Origin of the sequence: Streptomyces endocoffeicus, assembly GCF_016741935.1 — a bacterium.
Lineage (GTDB): Bacteria > Actinomycetota > Actinomycetes > Streptomycetales > Streptomycetaceae > Streptomyces > Streptomyces endocoffeicus.
In genome coordinates, this window is the sequence record NZ_JAERRG010000001.1 from 1,533,505 (window position 1) to 1,550,865 (window position 17,361).

Consider the following 17,361-nt stretch of genomic DNA (forward strand, 5'->3'; position numbering starts at 1 on the left):
GCCATACCGACGACCGCGATGTGCCCGTCACGCATCAGGGAGTTCTCCGACATCACGACCTCAGACTCTTCTCTCAGTTGAGATTCCGACGCGACTGGACTGACCATGATCCGGAAGTCGACGGTATGGGGCGGGAGTCGACTCAACCACCCCTAACCGCATCCACCCCTAACCCCGGGTGTAGGGGTGGTCACATCTTCTTGAGCGGTTCCCACCAACCGCGGTGTGTCATGTACCACTTGGCGGTTTCCGCGAGGCCGTTCTCGAACGACACCTCGGGGCGGTAGCCGAGTTCCGCGGAGATTTTCGCGATGTCCACCGAGTAACGGCGGTCATGGCCCTTGCGGTCGGGCACCCGCTCGATCAGGGACCGGTCGGCGCCGAGCAGTTCGAGCAGCCGTTCCGTGAGTTCCAGATTGGTGAGTTCGGTGCCGCCGCCGATGTTGTAGACCTCTCCCGGGCGGCCGTTCTCGGCGACCAGGGCGATACCGCGGCAGTGGTCGTCGACGTGCAGCCAGTCCCGGACATTTCCGCCGTCGCCGTAGAGCGGCACCGGTTTGCCGTCCATGAGGTTGGTGACGAAGAGCGGAATGACTTTCTCGGGGTGCTGGTACGGGCCGTAGTTGTTGGAGCAGCGGGTCACACAGACGGGCAGTCCATGGGTGCGGTGGAAGGCCCGGGCCAGCAGATCGGAGGATGCCTTGGAGGCGGAATACGGCGAGTTGGGTTCGAGTGGTTCCGCCTCGCTCCAGGAGCCGTTTTCGATGGAGCCGTAGACCTCGTCCGTGGAGATGTGGACGAACTTTCCGACCTCCGCGTTCGCGGCCGCGTTGAGGAGGGTGTGGGTGCCCAGGACATTGGTGCGCACGAATTCCTCGGCGCCGGATATCGAGCGGTCGACATGCGATTCCGCGGCGAAGTGGACCACCAGATCGGTGTCCCGCAGCAGCTCGCCGACGAGCTCGCCGTCGCAGATGTCGCCGCGCACGAAGCGCAGCCGGGGGCTGTCGGCGACCTCGGCCAGGTTGGCCTCGTTGCCCGCGTAGGTGAGCTTGTCGACCACCACGACCTGGGCGTCCGCCCAGGCCGCGTACGCCCCTGTCAAGGTCTGCCGGACGAAGTGGGAGCCGATGAAGCCCGCGCCGCCGGTCACAACTATGCGCACTGGAGACAACCCTTCAGCGGTTATTGGCCGCGATATCCATCAGATATTGTCCGTAGTCCGTCTTGCTGAGCTCCGCACCGAGCTCATAGCAGGCGGCGGCGTCGATGAACCCCATGCGGAAGGCTATCTCCTCGAGACAGGCGATCCGCACGCCCTGGCGCTGCTCCAGAAGCTGCACATACTGGCCCGCCTGCAGCAGCGAGTCATGGGTTCCGGTGTCCAGCCAGGCGAATCCGCGGCCGAGCCCCACCAGTCGGGCCTTTCCGCGCTCCAGATAGACGCCATTGACGTCGGTGATCTCCAGTTCGCCGCGTGCGGAGGGCCGTACGTTCTTGGCGATGTCCACGACGTCGTTGTCGTAGAGATACAGACCGGTGATGGCCAGATTGGATTTGGGGGCGGCCGGCTTCTCCTCGAGGGAGATCAGCCGACCCTGCTCATCCATTTCCCCGACGCCATAGCGCTCGGGGTCCTTGACTCCATAGCCGAAGAGCACACAGCCGTCGACATGGCTTGCCTCATGGTGCAGCATCTTCGAAAACCCGGGCCCGTGGAAGATATTGTCGCCGAGGACCAGCGCCACCTGGTCATCGCCGATGAACTCGGCTCCGATGATGAATGCCTCGGCGATTCCATTGGCCTCGGCCTGCTCGGCGTACTCGATCGAAAGACCCAGCCGGCCGCCGTCGCCGAGAAGCGCGCGGAACAGCTCCACATGGAGCGGGGTCGAGATGATCTGGATTTCCCTGACGCCGCCGAGCATGAGCACCGACAGCGGGTAATAGATCATCGGTTTGTTGTAGACGGGAAGGATCTGCTTCGACACCGCATGTGTCAAAGGATGCAGTCGGGTACCGCTTCCTCCGGCGAGGACTATGCCCTTCATGCGGCCAGAAGCTATCAACGCGATCAGCCCGCGCTCCAGGTCTGCCGCCGCGATAGGGGGGTAATCAGGGGTGGGCATGGAACAGGGGTGGCCGCGTGTGGCCACCCCTTCCGCGGGACATCGTCACCGTCGTCGCTCAGGCGATTTCATCCACCTGGGCCCGGAGCGCGGTCGGCAGCTGCTGCCGGCTCCTGATATTCAGCTTGCGGTACACCCGCGTCAAATGCTGTTCCACCGTGCTGATGGTGATGAACAGACTGGCCGCTATTTCCCGGTTCGTATAACCGTCCACCGCCAGGGCGGCGACCCGGGCCTCGGATTCGCTGAGCTTGGTGCCCAGGGACGGCGGCACCGCCCGTTTCGGGCCGAGCGGTCCGGACACCGGCCGCACCACCGGCCGTGGATCGTGGGGCTCCAGACCGGAGTCGAGGCGGATCCGGGCGCACAGCTCCTCGGCGCCACACTCCTTGGCCATCCGCCAGGCCCGGCCCATGATGGCGTCGGCCCGCCCCAGCTCCCCGGATCCGCGCAGCGTACGTCCCAGATCGTCCAGCGCCCGGGCCAGCTCCAGGCGGTCGCCGGAGCACTGCAGCTCCTCGACGGCCTGGCCGAGCAGCCGGGACCGGTTCTCGAGGTCGCCCGCCGCGGCCAGTAACCGCAGGGAGACGCCGCGGACCCGGGAGTCCCCGGCGCCGTTCCTGGTCAGTTGCTCGGAGACCAGGTTGGCGGCCTTCTCCCGGTCGCCGAGCTCCAGCCATGCCTCGGCGGCGTCCGATCGCCAGGGCAGCAGCGCCGGCTGGTCGAGCTCCCACAGCTGGGCGAGCCGGCCGGCCATGAGGAATTCGCCGAGCGCCGCGTTGATGCGGTTGGTGGCCAGGTAGTAGCGGCCTCGGGCGCGGGTGTAGCCCAGTCCGTAGATGCTCTTGAACAGCGCCTCGGGGACCGGGCGGCTCAGATGCCGCGCCGCCGCGTCGTGCTTGCCCATCTCCGTGTACGCCAGGATCTGGCTGGCCAGCGGGCCGCCGATGAAGACGCTTCCGTCGCGGCCGGGCACGATCTCCAGTGCGGTGGTCGCGTAGGCCGCCGACTCCACGAGATTGCCCTGCCGCAGGGCGATTTCGGCGCGGATCGAGGCGAAGATGGCCCGCCAGCCCGGCGCCCGGCGCTGCTCGGCCTCCTCCATCAGCGCATCGCACCACGGCGCCGCCTTGTCCGGGCGGCCCGCGTACACCAGCGCGTTCACCGAGTTGACGATGGGCTCGAAGGTGGCGTCGGTGAGCGGCGAGACCTCGAGCACCTTCTCCGCCGCGGCCACCGGCGACTCCTCGCTCCCCCCGCGGCCGAAGAAGCCGCTGAACGCCGCGGTGATCGTCGACAGCGCGGAGGGTCTGCGGGATCTGAGCTGCGTACGGGAGGCGCCGCCGTCCTCGCCCTGGCGCGCCGCGGCTCCGGGGGCCCGGTCCTGCGCACCGGACTCCTGGGCCCAGCGGGCGGTCAGCCGGAACTGGGACATCGAGGTCGGTCCCGCGTTGCTCATGACGGCGTTGAGCCGGCCGATGGCGCCGCGCGCCTCCTCGATCCGGCCGTGGGCGAGCAACAGCTCGATCAGCCGCCCGATATGGGCGGCGGGCAGCCGGTCCGCGCACAGCGCGGCCAGCGGCTCCTCCAGCATCCGCTCGGACGCCGAGGGGTTGAGCCGCCACATGATCCCGGCGGTGCCGATCCTGATGCCGGCCCGCAGGTCCTCGTCCGCGCAGGCCGCGTACGCCAGCTCCAGGCAGGCCACCGCCAGCTTGGCGTCGTCCTCGGCGAGCGCCTGCTGCGCGGCGTCCCGCAGCAGCGGCACCGCCCAGGGCTCGTCGGCGGCCTGGGCGGCGAGCAGATGGCGGGCCACGGCGAGGGTGCCCCCGCCGCCCTGGTGGAGCAGGACGGCGGCGCGCCGGTTCATGTCCAGCCGGACCTCGGGGTCCATGTCCTCCAGCACCGCGGCCTCGACATACGGGTGGCGGAAGGCGAGACCGTCGACGAGGCCCGCCGCGTCCAGCGCGGCGACTCCGCGGCGGGTTCCGGCGGGGCCGATGCGCAGCAGCCGGCCGAGGAGTTCGAGGGAGGCGGACACCCCGAGCACCGCGATGCCCTCGGCCAGCCGGGAGACGGTGCGGCCGCTGCGGTAGACGCAGGTGAGCACGGCTTGCACAAACATGTCGCCCACTACGGGCTCCACTGCGCGACTGCGCCGTGGGGGCGCCCCCGCGGTGCGGTAATCGTCTATCACCGCGCGTAGCAACAACGGATTACCGCCGCTCACCTCATACCAGGTGTAGGCCACATCGGTGGAATCCGGAAGCCCCAGACGAGTGGTGAGCAGATGTGCCGTCTCATCCCAGGACAGCCGTTCCAGCCGCAGCCGCTGGAAATTGGGCTGGCGCAGCAGTTCGGTATTGAAGACGGCGTCTTTCTGTTCGCTGTCCGTCGCCTGCGCGAACACCATGAGGAGTTTGGCGGAGCGCGAACGCGTCGCCAGGTACAGCAGATACTGAAGTGACTCCGTGTCGACGAGCTGGAGTTCGTCGACGCAGATCACCACCGGTTCGCGGGAGGCGAGTTCATGGAGGGCGGCGCGGAACTCCCGGGCTCCCTGGACATGGGTCGGGTTCGCGCTCGCGGGGTCGCCACCTGGGGTTTCCCGGGGCGGTGCGGCGTCGAGAACGCGGTGGTCGAGTGCCTGACGCAGCTGGTCGGCGGTCGCCTTGGGCAGCCGGGGCGAGTCGAGGAGCTGGCGCAGTGTGCCGAGCGGAGCCCGGTCGGCCGAGGTTCCGTATGCCTTGAGGACAAGGGCTCCGGCCTTCGCCGCATGGGCCGTGACGGCTTCGAGCGTATGGGTCTTGCCACAACCGACCGCGCCCTCGACGAGCACAATGCCCGCCTCCCCGGTCAGGCATCTGGAAAACGCCCGCCGAAGTCTCTCGAATTGCGCGTCGAATTGTCTGGCTCTGGCCAATGAAAACACCATTGCTCGCACCCCCGAATGCGACGCGAAGCACTGCTCACGGCAGCCCGAATGCCTCCCAGTAAGCTATACGCCCACCGGGCACGCCACCATCGCCGCACGTAAAATCATCGTTAACGAATTACCAATTCTGAGCAGACCGCCCGACGATCGACAAAAGCGATGCGAGCGGGACACCGCTACGTGGGACAACACCGTGAAGCCGAAGTGCACCGACACCCTGACAACCTGCGCCACCCCCGTTCACGTGGGCATTCGTTCGGAAGGGCCAGCATACACGAGACCCCCTGGCCGCACCCGGGAAAGCTTCCGACATCCTTGACTCCGACACGAAGTGGTCATACACACAGGACCCCCGGGTTCACTTCGAACATTTATTTGCCCGTTTTGATCGCCAATGCGATTCTTATGTCTGTTGCCGCTGGTAACCGCAAGTGATTCGCCGGGAATTCTCATGCCATAAAGTGGACAGAGAGTCGGCATACCTATTCCTGCGCCGATGAATTCCGGAGCCACACACCTCGCCGTTGGACTATTCCAATGGCATCTTCGTACCCCCTGTCGTCGCCGCGGGCATACGGATGCCGGGGCCGGGGAGGTGTGTCCCCGGCCCCGGCATCCCCCCGTGGCCCGCCGCTATCGCTCGTGGAGGTGCAGCCCCCTGCCGCCCTTGCGGCCCAGGTGACCCGCCTCGACCAGCCGCCGGAGGTGACGGGCCGGAGTCAGGGCCGGATCCCGGAAGGTGCCGTGCAGAGTTCGCTGGATGGCGAGGGACACATCCAGGCCGATCACATCCAGCAGCCGCAGCGGGCCCATCGGATAGCCCTGCCCGGCCGCCATCACCGTGTCGATGTCATCGGCGGTGGCCCAGCCCTCCTCGAGCATCGCCACCGCGCTGTTCAGATAGGGGAAGAGCAGGGCGTTGACGATGAAGCCCGCCCGGTCCGGGCAGTCCACCGCCCGCTTGCCAAGCGCCGCGGCCACCGCGTGCGCCGTGCCGAGCGCCTCCTTGGAGGTCAGCACGGTGTGCACCACCTCGACCAGCCGCATCACCGGGGCGGGGTTGAAGAAGTGCATCCCGATGACGTCCTCGGGCCGCCGCGTCGCCATCGCGCACTCGATCACGGGCAGGCTGGAGGTGGAGGTGGCGAGCACCGCGCCCGGTGCGCACTCCCGGTCCAGATCGGCGAAGACGGCCCGCTTGACGCCGATGTCCTCCGCCACGGCCTCGACCACCAGATCGCAGGCGCCGAGTGCCTGGAGTTCACAGCCCGCGGTCAGCCGGCCCATCGCCTCGGTGAGCAGTTCGGGCGCCAGTTTGCCGCGCCGCACCCCGCGCTCCAGCGAGCGCTCCACCGCGGCCGTGGCCTCCTTCGCGCGTATCTCGCTCCGGGCCACCAGCACCGTCGGATAGCCGGAGCGCGCGCACACCTCCGCGATGCCGACGGCCATCGTGCCCGAGCCCACCACCCCGATCCGCCGCACCGCACGGGCCGGTACGGGCTCGCCCAGGCCGTCCGTCGCCCCGCCCCGCGCCGCGCCGCCCGCCCCGTACTCGTAGAAGCCGCGGCCCGCCTTCACCCCGAGCAGACCGGCGGTCACCATATGAGCCAGGGTGGGGGCGGGCGCGTACCGCGGGTCGCCGGTGCGCTCGTACAGCGCCTCCAGGGAGTCCCGCGCGGTGTCCAGGCCCATGGCGTCCAGCTGGGCCAGCGGCCCCATCGGCAGTCCGCAGCCCAGGGTCATGGCGGTGTCGATGCTGTCGCGCGAGGCGTAGCGCCGCTCGTACATGGCCACCGCGTTGTTGAGGTACGCCATGGTGAGCGCGCCCCCGACGAAGCCCGGCCGGTCGGCCACCCGCACCGGGATCCGGCCCAGGTCGCGGACCAGTTCCCGGACGTCGGCCAGGACCGCGTCCGCGGTGAGCGGGGTGCCCACCACCTCCACCGCCGGCCGCTCGCGGTCGGGGCCCAGCGGGAAGAGGTGCAGCCCCACGGTGCGGTCGGTCCGCCCGGAGCCGACGGCGATCTCGGTCACCGCGAGCCCGGTGGTCGTGGTGGCGAACACCGTCTCCGGCGGGCAGTCGGCGTGGGCGCGGGCGAGCAGCCGGCGCTTGGTCTCCAGCCGTTCGGGGACCGCCTCGACCACCAGATCGGCCCGGGCGGCGGCCGCCGGGTCGGTGGTGAACTCGACGGCGGATTCCGGCGCGGCCACCCCCGCCCGGCCGCGCCGCAGGGCCGGTTCGTCCCGCTCCACGGCGATCACCCGCCGGCCACCGCGGACCAGGGCGTCCACGAGGTGGCGGCCGGTGGTGCCGAGCCCGAACACCGCGACGGTGGGGAAGCGCTGTGCCATGCCGATGAGTCCTTTCGCTGGCTGGGACCTTGGGGTAGTCACGGACCGCGGTGGCCGTCCTGCCATGTGATCTGGGTTGGTCATGGACCGCGGTGGCCGTCCTGCCATCTGAGGAGCGCGGCGCCGAGCGACATCCCGCCGCCGAAACCGGCCAGCAGCAGCAACTCCCCGTCGCCGAACACGCCCTGCCGCCGGGCGTCGTCGAGCGCCAGCGGGATGGAGGCGGCGCTGGTGTTGCCGTGCTCGGCCACCGTCAGATGAGTGCGCGCCCGCGGCAGTCCGAGGCCCGGAAGCGCCTTGGCCAGCAGCACGCCATTGGCCTGATGGGGAATGAAGTGGTCCACGCTCGCGGGGTCCGTGCGGTGCGCGGCCAGCAGGCGCCCTATCGCGCGCGGCAGTTCGGCCAGGACGTATTCGCCGACCGCGCGGCCCCGCATCCGGAAGAAGTGGCCCCCGTCGGCGAGGGTCTTCTCCGACGCCGGGGCGCGGCTGCCGCCCGCCGTTACCTCGATCAGCTCGTGGAGCGCGCCGTCGCTGGTGAGCAGCGACCCGGTGAGGCCGTAGCCGGGGCGTACGGGCCCCAGCACCACCGCCCCGGCCCCGTCGCCGAAGAGCACGGCGGTGCGCCGGTCGGTGCGGTCGATGATGCGGGAGTAGACATCGGCGCCGACCACCAGGGCGTACGGGGCGGGGGCGGCGGCCCCGGCGGACAGCAGCCCGGCCGCCGTCACCAGGGCGAAGACGAAGCCGCTGCAGACCGCGTTGAGGTCGAAGGCGGCGGCGCCGGTCGCGCCGATCCGGTGCTGCACCAGACAGGCGGTGGCGGGCTGGGGGTGATCGGGGGTCGAGGTGGCCACCACGATCCAGCCGAGCTGATCGGCACGGATCCCGGCGTCCGCGAGGGCGGCGCGGGCCGCCGCCACGGCCAGATCGGAGGTGGCCTCGTGGTCGGCGGCGTAACGGCGGCAGTGGATCCCGGTCTTCGCCGAGATCCAGTCCGGAGTGACCCCCGCGCGCTCGGCCACCAGCTCGTTGGACACGGTCTCGGCGGGCAGATACGAGCCGGTGCCGAGGATCCCGATGGGCCGCCCGCCGGATGTCCGGACCGGTTGCCCGGTCATCTGGATCTCCCGGCCCGCGCGGCCACCGCCGCCGTCGCCGGTGCCATCGCCGTCGTCGCTGTTCGCGGGGTGCGGCAGTGCTCGAGAAGAAGCATTGGGTGGTTCCCTCCGGATCCATGCCGGGCTTCGACGCTACGGACCGGGCACGGCACGGATAACCCCTAACCCATCACCCCCCTACGCCCCCTACCGAATGAACCCGGTCCGCCGTATGACCCGGCGCCTGACGGACACCCGTCTGAGGTGGTACCGGATATACGCAGGCCGAAGGCGCACCGGCCCAGGGAGCGGTCCCCATGGAGTGGTTCACCTCATCCGACTACTGGCTGAGCCGGCTGGTCTTCCAACGGGGGCTGGCCGCCGTCTATCTGATCGCCTTTCTGGTGGCGGCCCGGCAGGGGCGGGCGCTGCTCGGCGAGCGGGGGCTGACGCCGGTGCCGCGCTTCCTGGACCGGGTGCCGTTCCGCCGTTCGCCCAGCCTGTTCCATCTGCACTACTCCGACCGGTTCTTCGCCTGCTGCGCCTGGCTGGGGGCCGCGCTGTCGGCCGCGCTGCTGGTGGGGGCCGCGGACCGGGCGCCGCTCGCGGTCGCGATGGTGGCGTGGCTGGCGCTGTGGCTGCTGTATCTGTCGATCGTCAACGTGGGGCAGGTGTGGTACGGCTTCGGCTGGGAGTCCCTGCTGCTCGAGTCGGGGTTCCTCGCCGTCTTCCTGGGCAATGAGCACACCGCGCCACCCGTGCTCATCCTGTGGCTGACGCGCTGGCTGCTGTTCCGGGTGGAGTTCGGCGCCGGGCTGATCAAGATCCGTGGGGACCGCTGCTGGCGGGACCTGACCTGTCTGTACTACCACCATGAGACCCAGCCGATGCCGGGGCCGCTGAGCTGGTACTTCCACCATCTGCCGAAGCCGCTGCACCGGGTGGAGGCGGCGGCCAACCATGTGGCGCAGCTGATCGTGCCCGTGGTGCTGTTCACCCCGCAGCCGGTCGCGAGCGTGGCCGCGGGGATCGTCGTGGTCACCCAGCTGTGGCTGGTGGCCTCGGGGAACTTCTCCTGGCTCAACTGGCTGACGATCCTGCTGGCGCTCCCGGCGGTCGACGGGCGCCGGGCCGCCGAGGTGCTGGGGCTGCCCGGACCGCCGGACCTCGCCGCTCCCCCGGTCTGGTACGAGGTGACCGTGCTGGCCGCCACCGCTCTGGTGCTGGTGCTCAGCTACTGGCCGGCCCGCAATCTGCTGTCGGGCCGTCAGCTGATGAACTTCTCGTTCAATCCGGTGCACCTGGTCAACACCTACGGGGCGTTCGGCAGCGTCAACCGCAGCCGGCAGGAGGTGGTGATCCAGGGCACCGACGACGCGGTCCTGACCCCGGACACGGTCTGGCAGGACTACGAGTTCCGGGGCAAGCCGGGCGATGTGCGCCGGTTGCCGCGCCAGTACGCCCCGTACCATCTGCGGCTGGACTGGATGATGTGGTTCGCGGGGCTCTCACCGGGCTACGCCGGGTCCTGGTTCGCCCCGCTGATCGGCAAGCTGCTGGTCAACGACCGGGCGACGGTGAAGCTGCTGCGGGTCAATCCGTTCCCGGGGACGCCGCCCACCCATCTGCGGGCGCGGCTGTATCTCTACCGCTTCACTACCCGGGCGGAGCGGCGGGCCACCGGGGCCTGGTGGCACCGCACCCTGCTGAGCGAGTTCCTGCCGCCGGTCAGGCTGGAGGATCACGGCTCGTCACGGGCGTGACACCAGGCCGGGTGAGGCCGAGCCGGCTGGTGGGCCAAGGCCCACTCCGCTCAGGCGGTGGCGCCCTTGACGTTCGGGGTCTCGGCGCCGGGCGGGGGGTTGCGCAGCACGGCGTAGCCGACGCCGACGCCCACCGCGATCGGCCATTCGAGCACTCCGGCGAGGCCCATCGCGCCGAGGCCGAGGTAGAGCGGCAGCCCGCCCTTGGCGGGCAGGACCCGCCGTGCGGTCCTGATCGGCACCTTGGCGACGTTCGCCGTGGCCACGGCGGCACGGGGGACGGTGAAGGTGACCGTGCGGTCGCCCTTCTTCCGCGAAGTCGGGCCCGTCTTCCGGGTATCGGTGGTCTTGGATGTCGTCGCTGCGCTCACGCCTTCCTCCTACCGGACGTCCCGTTGGTTACTTTGTGACGGAATTAGGTAAATATAGACCGATTTTAAGATCACGGCATATCAGGACCGAGGGGAGAGCAGCCTGTGCTGCCCATCACGACGCTCACGGGCCTCGTCTCCGCACCGTCCCGCGGAATGAACGGTCTGCGGATGCGGCTCGCGGACATCACCGACGTCCTGCGGGACACCGGCGACCGGCGCGGCGGCCGGAGGGTGTGGGCGCGGGCGGGCCGGGCCCATGTGGAGGTACGCGGGCTGACCGGCCACGGCGAGGGCCATGAGCGGCTGGTCCGGGAGCTGGAGGACGCGCTGCGGCGGGTGGCGGGCGTCAACTGGGCCGGGGTGAACGCGGCGCTGGGCCAGGTCCTGGTCGACTTCGACGAGGACCGGCTCGGTCCGGACGACGTGCTGGAGGTGGTCGAGCGCGTCGAGGAGGCCCATGGGACGGACGCGGACACCTTCCCGGCGGGCCGTCCGCAACCGCCGTTCGCCTCCGCCCCGGCGACGCTGGCCGCGACCGCGCTCGCCGCCGACTGCCTGGGGCTGATGACGGCCACGATCCGGCGGGTGGCGATGCGGCCCGCCCTCTCCCCCGCGCTGCGGATCCCGACCGTGATGGCGGAGCTCCAGCCGCGGGTGCGCGGTCTGCTGGAGTCCCGCCTCGGCCGTGCCCACGCCGACACCCTGATCGGCGTGTCGAACGCCGTGGTGCACGCCCTGACCAGGGGTGAGGCCCCGCTCGCCCTGGACGCGCTGCAGCGTGTGCTGCAACTCGCCGAGATCCGCGGCCGGCAGGTCGTATGGCAGCGCCGGGAACCAGAGTTGGTGGCGGACGGCGATGGGCTCCCGGCGCGCTCGCACCCGCCCGCCCCCCGGCCCACGCCGCTGCCCTCCGGGCCGGTGGAGACCTGTGTCGACCGCACCTCGCTGGCCTCGCTGTCCGGTGCGGGCGGGCTGCTGGCGTGGACCCGCGACCTCGAGCAGTCCGCCAAGGCGCTGCTGGCCACGGTGCCGAAGGCGGCCGCCATGGGCCGGGAGGCGTTCGCCGCCCGGCTGGGCGATGTGCTGGCGCGCGACGGCGTGGTGCCCATGGACGGCACCGCGCTGCGGCTGCTGGACCGCGTGTCGGCGGTGCTGATCGACGCGCGGGTGCTGTGCGCCGGCCGGCCGCGGCTGCTGTCGGTCACCACCGTGGGCGACCTGGGGGAGGCCGAGGCGTGGAGCGCCGCGCAGTCCGTCCTGGACCGCCGCACGCTGCGGGAGCTGTCCGGTGCGGGGCCCTGGACGCGCGGCCCGTGGCGGCTGGAGCGGCCCGCCGATCTCCCCGCGGCGCGCCCGGCGAGCCCGCTGGCCCTGACCGCGGATCTGCACGGCGAGGACGGCCGGCGACAGGCCCGGATCCGGATCGGCTGCGAACTCGACCCGCTGGCCGACGCCCTGGTGGCGGCGGCCCGCTCCGGTGCGCGGCGCCTGGTGCTCACCAGCCACGCCAGCACGGACGAGATCGCTCCATGGGCCGATGAGCTGCTCCCCCTCGGCGTGTCGCTTCCCGACACGGTGCGCCGGCTGCAGATCGAGGACCACGGCGTGTTGGTGATCAGCGGCGAGGACGACGAGGCGCTGGGCGTGGCGGATCTCGGCGTGGCCGTCACGGCGCGCGGTGCGGGCCGGGTGTGCTGGTCGGCCGATCTGCTCTGCGGCCCGGGGCTGGTCCACGCCTGGCGTGTCCTGCGGGCCCTGGAGGACGCGCGCTCGGTCAGCCGGCGGTCGGCCCGGCTGTCGATGGGCGGATCCGCGCTCGGCGCGCTGATCGCCGCGGCGGGGACCCGGCCCGCGGTGGCCGGGCTGGCCACCTCCCCGGTGTACAGCGCGGCGTTCCTGGCCATGCTCGGCGGGATCGGCGCGGCGCGCCGGGTGGAGCGCCGACCGGCGCCGGCGCCCCGCGTCCGCGGCAACTGGCATGCTCTGGGGGCGCGGGAGACCCTGAGTGTGCTGTGCGCGTTCCGGGAGAACGGGACGGAGCCGCCCGACGGCTCGGGCGCGTCGCGCGGCGCGGGCTCCGGGGACCCGGGCGCGTCGCGGACTTCCCCGGCGCTGTGGGCCGCCGGGGTGCGGCCCGTCCGCAGGGCCGCCGGGACGGTCGTACGGGCCGGGGCGCCCGGTGCGGCGGGGCCCGGCCCGGCCCGGTTCGCGGCCCTGACCCGGAACGCCGTCTCGCTGGTGCACGCGGTGCGCGAGGAGCTGCACGATCCGCTCACCCCGGTGCTGGCGCTCGGCGCGGCGGCCTCCGCGGCGGTGGGATCCGGGGTGGACTCCTTCCTCGTCATCAGCGTGATGGCGGGCAACGCGGTGATCAGCGGCGCACAGCGGCTCCGGGCCGAGCGCTCGCTGCGCGGCCTGCTGCTGAGCGAGCGGATGAACGGCCGGCTGGTCGACTGGGCGCCCGCGATGTCCCTGGCGGACGGGGTGACGGCGGACCGTGAGGTGTTCTTCGCGGGGCTGACCACCGCCCCGGTGCGTACGGTGGCCGCCGAGGAGCTCCGGGTCGGGGACATCATCGCGCTGCGGCCCTCGGACGTCGTACCGGCCGATGCCCGGCTGCTGGTGAGCGACCGGCTGGAGCTGGACGAGGCCGGGCTGACCGGCGAGTCCGGACCGGTCGCCAAGGACCCGGCCGCCACGCCGGGCGCTGATCTGGCGGACCGGTCCTGCATGCTCTACCAGGGCTGCACGGTGCTCGCCGGAACCGGATACGCCGTGGTCGTGGCCGCCGGGGCGCAGACCGAGGCCGGGCGCGCCGCCGAACTGGCCGGACGCGCCACCGCGCCCATCGGGATCGAGGGCCGGCTGGCCGCGCTGACCAAGGTCGCGCTGCCCGCCACCGGCCTCGGCGGTGCCGCCGTCACCCTGCTGGGGCTGGTGCACGGGGTGCCGGTGCGCGAGGCGCTGTCCACCGGAGTGGCCATCGCGGTGGCCGCCGTGCCCGAGGGGCTGCCGCTGGTGGCCACGGTGGCGCAGTCCGCCGCGGCGCGCCGGCTTTCGCACCGCGGGGTGCTGACGCGCTCGCCGCGGGTGCTGGAGGCCCTGGGCCGGGTGGACGTCGTCTGCTTCGACAAGACCGGGACCCTGACCGAGGGCCGGCTGGCCGTGGCCCGGGTCGCCGGGTACGACCAGGAACTGCCGACCCGCGGTGCGCTGGGCAAGCGGCTGCTGCGCACGGCGGCCCGGGCGTGTCCCGAGCCCGAGGGCGGGCGGGCGCTGGCCCACGCCACCGACCAGGCCGTCATCGACGCGGCGGCGGCGCACTGCCACGGGGACGGCACCTGGCGTCCGGTGTCCGAGCTGCCCTTCGAGGCCAGCCGGGGCTTCTCGGCGTGTCTGGGCACCCAGTCCGGGCGCCCGCACCTGGCCGTCAAGGGCGCGCCCGAGATCGTGCTCGCCCGGTGCGCGTACGCCCTGAGCCCGGGGGCGGCGGACGACACCGTGCCGCTGACCCCGGAGCGGCGGCGCGCCACCGAGCGCCTGCTGTACTCGCTGGCCTCCGACGGACTCCGGGTGCTGGCGGTGGCCGAGACCCGGCCCGCCGCGTCCGACACGCCGACGGCGGAGGTGGCCGAGATCGCCCGGGAGCTGACGCTGCTGGGCTTCATCGCCATCGCCGACACCACGCGGCCGGGCGCCGCCGAGACCGTCAAGCGGCTGACGGACGCCGGGGTGCGCGTCGCCATGGTCACCGGCGACCATCCGACCACGGCGGTCGCCATCGCCCGGGAGCTGGGCATCCCGGACGCCGAGCCGGTGCTCACCGGGGCGGAGCTGGACACCCTGCCCGAAGGCGAGCGGGTCGAGCGGATCGCCCGTGCCACCGTCTTCGCCCGGGTCTCCCCCGAGCACAAGGTCCGTATCGTCCAGGCGCTGCGGCAGGCCGGACAGGTGGTGGCCATGACCGGGGACGGGGTGAACGACGCGGCCGCCATCCGCCTCGCGGACATCGGCATCGGGCTGTCCGCCCACGGCTCGGCCTCGGCCCGCGCCGCGGCGGACCTGGTGCTCACCGACCCGGACCCGACCCGGATCCTCGACGCGCTGCGGGAGGGCAGGGCGCTGTGGCGCAGTGTGCGGGACGCGGTGGCGATCCTGGTCGGCGGGAACGCGGGCGAGGTCGCGTTCACCCTCCTGGGCGCGGCGGTGGCCGGGCGGGCGCCGCTGGGCACCCGTCAGCTGCTGCTGGTGAATCTGCTGACCGACATGCTGCCCGCCCTCGCGGTGGCCCTCGCTCGGGCCCGGGAGCACAAGTCCGGTGAGGACCCGCTGGTCGGCGGCCCGTCATCGGCGCTGTTCGGCTCCGATCTGGGCCGTATCCTCGCGGTGCGCGGCAGTGCCACCGCGCTGGGCGCCGCGGCGGCCTGGCAGTGCGGGCGGATGACGGGCCGGGCCCGGCGGGCGAGCACCATGGGGCTCGCGGCGCTGGTCGGCACCCAGCTGGGCCAGACGTTCATGACCGACTGGCACAGCCCCCTGGTGCTGATCACCAGCGTCGCCTCGGCGGCCACGCTGTTCGCCATCGTGGAGACGCCGGTGGTCAGCCACTTCTTCGGCTGTACGCCGCTGGGTCCGATGGCCTGGTCGATCGTCGGTGGCTGCTCGGCCGCCGCCACCGTGGGGGCGGCCGTCGCGCCGCGGCTGCTCTTCCCCCGGCGGGTGCCGCTCGCGGTCTGAGGACGGAGCCCGAGAGCGGGACATCCCGGGCTTTTCTCACCCAGATCTTTCCGTTCGTTAACCGGACGCTCACCCGATGTGCGCCGCCCGCTCTCCGGCCCCGGTCAGGCTATGGAACTGGAAGCGGATGCCTCGCTTCCGATCGTGTTCCATCCAGTGAGGTACTCATGGCCGACATTCTCACGACCGTCCTGGTCAAGCTGGCCCAGCTCGCACTCGAGGCGTTGGTCGCCCAGCTCGCGAAGACGCTCCTGACCGCCGCCTTCAGGCCAACCGCCGCCCCGGCCGCGGCCTGACCCGGCCTACCCGCCGGCCGTTCCCCGGAACCGCCGGCCGTTCCCGGACCCCTGCCCGGTGGCCGTACGACTGCTCGGTGGCCGTACGACTGTTCAGTGGCCGTACGACGCGGCCCGGTGCACCGGGCCGTGGGCGGTCGGACAGTGCTCCCCGTCGAGACGTCCCCGTTCGGCGGGCTCGTCCAGATGGTCCACCTGCAGCGTGGTGTGGGTGATCCCGTACTCACCGCTCAACACCGCCTCCAGGTCCTCCCGGACGGCGTGGCAGTCGCCGCCCGCCGCCACCAGGACATGGGCGGAGAGCGAGACCTCGCCCGAGGTGATCTGCCAGACATGCAGATCGTGCACCTCGGCCACCTGCCCATGGGCGACCAGCCGGCCGCCCACCTCATCGGGCTCGACGCCGGCGGGGGCCGCCTCCAGCAGCACCCGGCCGGAGGCCCGCAGCAGTTCCACGCCCGCCTTGATCATGAGGAGCACCACCAGCAGACCGGCGATCGCGTCGGCCCGGGCGAAGCCCGTCACCACCACCACCAGCCCCGCGACGGCGGTGGCGATGAAGGCGTAGAGATCGTTGAGCACATGCTGGAAGGCGCCCTCGACATTGAGCGAGGAGCGGTTCGCCTTCGACATGCACCACGCGGCCGCGAGATTCACCACCACACCGACCAGCGCGGTGATCAGCACCAGACCACCGGTCACCTCGGGCGGATCGATCAGCCGTCCCACACTCTCGTAGCCGAGATAGGCACCGAGCAGCAACAGGGAAAGCCCATTGGCCTGGGCGGAAAGGATTTCCGACCGCTTGAGCCCATAGGTGTATCCGCCACGTGCGGGGCGCGCCGAGAGCCGGATCGCGATGAGGGCGAGAACGATCGAGGCGGCGTCGGTGAGCATATGGGCCGCGTCGGACAGCAGCGCCACGGAGCGGGCGATGATCCCGACGACGACCTCCACCGCCATGAAGCCGCTGATCAGCGCGAGGGCAAGGGTCAGCCACCGGCGGTCGGCGTTCTCCGCCACCCCGTGGCTGTGGCCGCCGTGGCCAGGCCCGCCGTGCCCCTCGTCGGGTCCGTGCGCATGAGCTCCCACCGGCTCCTCCTCGGATCGTCTTCGGGACAGCGCAATTGAAACAGGCCCGAGGGGAATTCGCCAAAGGCTGCAATGGACACGGTTATCAATAAACTCTTGCCCCGGCGCCGAATGGGCTTTATGAATGCGGCAATGCTTTTCATTTCGCGGTGCCAAAAGGGGGACGGACCGGTCGTCCGGGCGGGTCAGCGTGGGGCCGCCGGGTCAGGTCACCGGGCAGTCGCTGACATGTGCGACACCACGCCGATGCGGGTGAGACCGGCGGGCGGAAGGTGACCCGGCGGGGCAGGGCGCGTTGTCCGAATATGACGACGACGATGCGACGCCGTTCTCTCTCGCAGCCGAGCAGAGCGCTGGACCGGAGCACCGAAGGCGACGGAACGGTTCATCAGACCGTTCACACATCCACATCCGTACCGATCTACGCGGCGCTGGTCGAGCGCTGGGCCTCCGCGGGGCGCGCGGTGCCCGGGCGCTACGACCGCGAGTGGACCGAACTGGTCAACTGTCCCCCCTGGCCGGACCGGATCCGGGCGGCGACCCGCCCGGCGGCGCGCCCGTCCGCCGACTGAGCAGCGGCCGG

Annotated in this window: 11 protein-coding genes; 4 read left to right on the forward strand and 7 right to left on the reverse strand. The window is 71.6% G+C overall.

Features of this window, described 5'->3' with window-relative positions; all coding sequences use genetic code 11:
* Nucleotides 1-190: 190 nt before the first annotated feature.
* The 5 genes from rfbB to JK364_RS05715 form a co-directional block, all read right to left on the reverse strand.
* A complete protein-coding gene (rfbB, locus tag JK364_RS05695; RefSeq protein WP_201848061.1) occupies nucleotides 191-1,165 on the reverse strand; it encodes a dTDP-glucose 4,6-dehydratase in 975 nt (324 codons plus the stop codon).
* A gap of 13 nt (nucleotides 1,166-1,178) precedes the next feature.
* The gene (gene rfbA, locus JK364_RS05700) at nucleotides 1,179-2,051 is read right to left on the reverse strand and encodes a glucose-1-phosphate thymidylyltransferase RfbA (RefSeq protein WP_201848935.1); all 873 of its coding nucleotides are present in this window, start codon (nucleotides 2,049-2,051) and stop codon (nucleotides 1,179-1,181) included.
* A 136-nt stretch (nucleotides 2,052-2,187) separates the two neighbouring features.
* Complete coding sequence (locus JK364_RS05705; RefSeq protein ID WP_230991316.1) at nucleotides 2,188-5,064, reverse strand: helix-turn-helix transcriptional regulator; 2,877 nt, start codon at nucleotides 5,062-5,064, stop codon at nucleotides 2,188-2,190.
* 633 nt (nucleotides 5,065-5,697) lie between these two features.
* Nucleotides 5,698-7,416: a 3-hydroxyacyl-CoA dehydrogenase family protein gene (locus JK364_RS05710; protein ID WP_201848065.1), complete on the reverse strand. Its 1,719-nt coding sequence runs from the start codon at nucleotides 7,414-7,416 to the stop codon at nucleotides 5,698-5,700.
* 80 nt (nucleotides 7,417-7,496) lie between these two features.
* Nucleotides 7,497-8,537, reverse strand: coding sequence for a 3-oxoacyl-ACP synthase III family protein (locus JK364_RS05715; RefSeq protein ID WP_201848067.1), 1,041 nt, complete (start codon nucleotides 8,535-8,537; stop codon nucleotides 7,497-7,499).
* 296 nt (nucleotides 8,538-8,833) lie between these two features.
* Between JK364_RS05715 and JK364_RS05720 the strand changes: the two genes are divergently transcribed.
* Entirely contained in the window at nucleotides 8,834-10,279 is a 1,446-nt protein-coding gene (locus JK364_RS05720) for a lipase maturation factor family protein (RefSeq protein ID WP_201848068.1), read from the forward strand.
* A gap of 50 nt (nucleotides 10,280-10,329) precedes the next feature.
* On the opposite strand, the gene JK364_RS05725 is transcribed toward JK364_RS05720, so the two are convergent.
* Nucleotides 10,330-10,650: a hypothetical protein gene (locus JK364_RS05725; protein ID WP_201848070.1), complete on the reverse strand. Its 321-nt coding sequence runs from the start codon at nucleotides 10,648-10,650 to the stop codon at nucleotides 10,330-10,332.
* 105 nt (nucleotides 10,651-10,755) lie between these two features.
* Here JK364_RS05725 and JK364_RS56880 point away from each other — a divergent pair, with 105 nt between their 5' ends.
* Together JK364_RS56880 and JK364_RS56885 are read left to right on the forward strand one after the other, a co-directional pair.
* Nucleotides 10,756-15,390 (forward strand): HAD-IC family P-type ATPase, encoded by a 4,635-nt coding sequence (locus tag JK364_RS56880; protein ID WP_307841163.1) that lies wholly within the window; start codon nucleotides 10,756-10,758, stop codon nucleotides 15,388-15,390.
* A 167-nt stretch (nucleotides 15,391-15,557) separates the two neighbouring features.
* Nucleotides 15,558-15,686, forward strand: a complete 129-nt coding sequence (locus JK364_RS56885) for a hypothetical protein (protein WP_269146172.1) — start codon at nucleotides 15,558-15,560, stop codon at nucleotides 15,684-15,686.
* A 93-nt stretch (nucleotides 15,687-15,779) separates the two neighbouring features.
* On the opposite strand, the gene JK364_RS05735 is transcribed toward JK364_RS56885, so the two are convergent.
* The gene (locus JK364_RS05735) at nucleotides 15,780-16,778 is read right to left on the reverse strand and encodes a cation diffusion facilitator family transporter (RefSeq protein WP_201848072.1); all 999 of its coding nucleotides are present in this window, start codon (nucleotides 16,776-16,778) and stop codon (nucleotides 15,780-15,782) included.
* Between the two features lie 317 nt (nucleotides 16,779-17,095).
* Between JK364_RS05735 and JK364_RS05740 the strand changes: the two genes are divergently transcribed.
* On the forward strand, nucleotides 17,096-17,350 hold the full coding sequence (locus JK364_RS05740) for a hypothetical protein (protein WP_201848074.1): 255 nt from the start codon (nucleotides 17,096-17,098) through the stop codon (nucleotides 17,348-17,350).
* Nucleotides 17,351-17,361: the final 11 nt, after the last annotated feature.

Coding starts and splice junctions, on each gene's coding strand:
- rfbA (WP_201848935.1), bottom strand. CDS start 2,051: ATGAAGGGCATAGTCCTCGCCGGAGGAAGCGGTACCCGACTGCATCCT.
- JK364_RS05705 (WP_230991316.1), bottom strand. CDS start 5,064: ATGGTGTTTTCATTGGCCAGAGCCAGACAATTCGACGCGCAATTCGAG.
- JK364_RS05710 (WP_201848065.1), bottom strand. CDS start 7,416: ATGGCACAGCGCTTCCCCACCGTCGCGGTGTTCGGGCTCGGCACCACC.
- JK364_RS05715 (WP_201848067.1), bottom strand. CDS start 8,537: ATGACCGGGCAACCGGTCCGGACATCCGGCGGGCGGCCCATCGGGATC.
- JK364_RS05720 (WP_201848068.1), top strand. CDS start 8,834: ATGGAGTGGTTCACCTCATCCGACTACTGGCTGAGCCGGCTGGTCTTC.
- JK364_RS56885 (WP_269146172.1), top strand. CDS start 15,558: ATGGCCGACATTCTCACGACCGTCCTGGTCAAGCTGGCCCAGCTCGCA.
- JK364_RS05740 (WP_201848074.1), top strand. CDS start 17,096: ATGCGACGCCGTTCTCTCTCGCAGCCGAGCAGAGCGCTGGACCGGAGC.